The organism is Deltaproteobacteria bacterium (genome assembly GCA_009930495.1).
GTDB lineage: Bacteria > Desulfobacterota > Desulfovibrionia > Desulfovibrionales > Desulfomicrobiaceae > Desulfomicrobium.
In genome coordinates this window covers 1-2,283 of record RZYB01000289.1, presented here as the reverse complement: position 1 = coordinate 2,283, position 2,283 = coordinate 1, and the positions used below count along the sequence as shown (strand labels likewise).

Annotated in this window: 3 protein-coding genes; all 3 read right to left on the bottom strand. The window is 61.2% G+C overall.

Going from position 1 to position 2,283, the window contains the following annotated elements:
- Positions 1 to 354 (bottom strand): SIS domain-containing protein (locus tag EOL86_13895; protein ID NCD26667.1); only part of this gene is annotated, 354 nt, incomplete at its 3' end.
- Positions 355 to 363: 9 nt separating this feature from the next.
- Positions 364 to 1,755: an amidophosphoribosyltransferase gene (locus EOL86_13890; protein NCD26666.1), complete on the bottom strand. Its 1,392-nt coding sequence runs from the start codon at positions 1,753 to 1,755 to the stop codon at positions 364 to 366.
- A 102-nt stretch (positions 1,756 to 1,857) separates the two neighbouring features.
- Positions 1,858 to 2,283 (bottom strand): carbamoyl phosphate synthase large subunit (gene carB, locus EOL86_13885; protein ID NCD26665.1); only part of this gene is annotated, 426 nt, incomplete at its 5' end.

Here is a 2,283-nt window from a genome sequence, read left to right as displayed (position 1 = left end):
TTTCAGGCTGGGCAGAATGTTGTTGAGCTCATCGGTTTCGCCGGAATAGGAAATGGCCACAATGACGTCCTCGGGCCGGATCATGCCCAAATCGCCGTGGGCCCCTTCCACCGGATGGAGAAAAAAAGCCGGCGTACCGGTGCTGCTAAGCGTCGCCGCGATCTTGCGTCCGACCAGACCGGATTTGCCCAGCCCCGTGATCACGACCCTGCCGGAACAGGCGGCCATCAATTCCAGGGCGCGGACAAAGGTGCCGTTCAAACGGTCGCGCACGGCCGCCAGACCCTGGGCCTCCACATCCAGTACCCGCTTGGCCTTGGCCAGCCAGTCCTGGCCTGTTTCCGGGCTGCACATGGCCGGCATTTAGCTGCACTCCAGGGACAGTTTGTTTATGCCCTCGTCGGGCAGGAGTGGATACGCGCCATTGAAACAGGCCAGGCAGAAGTTTTCCGGACAACGCACGGCCTTGAGCAGGCCGCCGATGGTGATGTAGTGCAGGCTGTCCAGACCCAGATATCGGCCGATGTCGGCCACGGAATGGTTGGCCGCGATGAGCTCGCCCTTGGACGAAAAATCGATGCCGTAAAAACAGGGGTAGCGGATGGGCGGACAGCTGACGCGCATATGGATTTCCTTGGCCCCCAGCTCACGCAACTGCTTGACCCGGGTGCGGATGGTCGTGCCGCGCACGATGGAATCCTCGACGACGATGACCCGTTTGCCCTTGATCATGCTTTTGACGGGGTTGAGTTTCACTCTGGCCGAAAAGTCGCGCATGCCCTGGGTGGGCTGGATGAAGGTCCGGCCCACGTAATGGTTGCGGATCATGCAGGCCTCGAAGGGCAGGCCGGACTGCTGGGCATAGCCCACGGCCGCGTACACGCCGGAATCCGGAAAGGGCATGACGAAATCGCCGTCGGCCGGGCATTCCTGGGCCAGGATCTTGCCCATGGTTTTGCGCGCGTGATAAACTTCCTGGTCAAAGACCAGGGAATCGGGGCGGGCAAAATAGATCAGCTCGAAGATGCACGAGCTCTGGCGTTCGTCCGGCTCCATGAAACGGTGCGAGACCATGCGGCCGTCCTCGATGACGAGCATCTCGCCGGGATCGAGACAGCGCAGGTATTCGGCCTCCAGCAAATCAAAGGCGCAGGTTTCCGAGGCCAGGACGTAAGCGTCCCCGACCCGGCCCAGGGACAGGGGGCGAAAACCCCACGGATCGCGCACGGCGATGAGCTTCTGGTTGACCATGAACAGCAGGCTGTAGGAGCCCTTGATGCGGCTACAGGCCTTGGCGATGGCCTCCTCGGGCGTGCCGCCGTTCATGTATCTGGCCACCAGATGCATGATGACCTCGCTGTCCATGGTGGTCTGAAAAATGGTGCCGCTGTTTTCCAGTTCCTCGCGCAGGCTGAGGGTGTTGACCAGGTTGCCGTTGTGGGCCAAGGCCATGTTGATGCCCTTGTACGTCACCCGAAAGGGCTGGGCGTTGCGGATGAGCGAGGCGCCGGTGGTGGAGTAACGGATGTGCCCCATGGCCACGTTGCCCTTGAGCTGGTGCCCCAGGTGACGCTCCTCGAACACGTCGGCCACCAGCCCCATGCCCCGCTGTTCGCGGATGGTCTGGCCGTCCCAGGTGATGATGCCGGCGCTTTCCTGGCCGCGATGCTGCAGGGCGTACAGACCGAAATAGGTCATGCGCGCCGCTTCGGGGTGACCGTAAATTCCAAATAATCCGCAAGCTTCTTTTTTCATGTCAGTGCACGTTCCGTGTAGGCGTTCTTGAATGGTAAAAGCCCAGGGCCATGTCCGACCCTGAGCTTCGCGGTGTGATTCTCTGGCCGTGGCGGCCGGAACCTAAAAATCCCGGGCAGTCCCTTCGTAATATTCCTGCAGGCATTTCACATCCAGACCAGCGGTGCTGCGCTCCTTGATGGCCAGGGCCAGGGCCTTGGCCGCCGCCAGATTGGTCGTGTAGGGCAGGCCGTACAGAACCGTGGTCCGCCTCAGTTCCGAGGAGTCTTCCTTGGTGCGTTTGCCCGAGGAGGTGTTGATGACCAGCTGGATGTCCCCGTTTTTGATGTGATCGACGACATTGGGCCGCCCTTCGTACACCTTGTTGACCACCTGGCAGTCCACGCCGTGTCCGGCCAGGAACGCCGCCGTGCCCCGCGTGGACATGATGCGGAAACCCAGCTTCTGGAACGTCTTGGCCGGAACGACAATACCGCTCTTGTCGTGATCGTTGACGGAGATGAACACGCATCCCGATGCCGGCAAAAA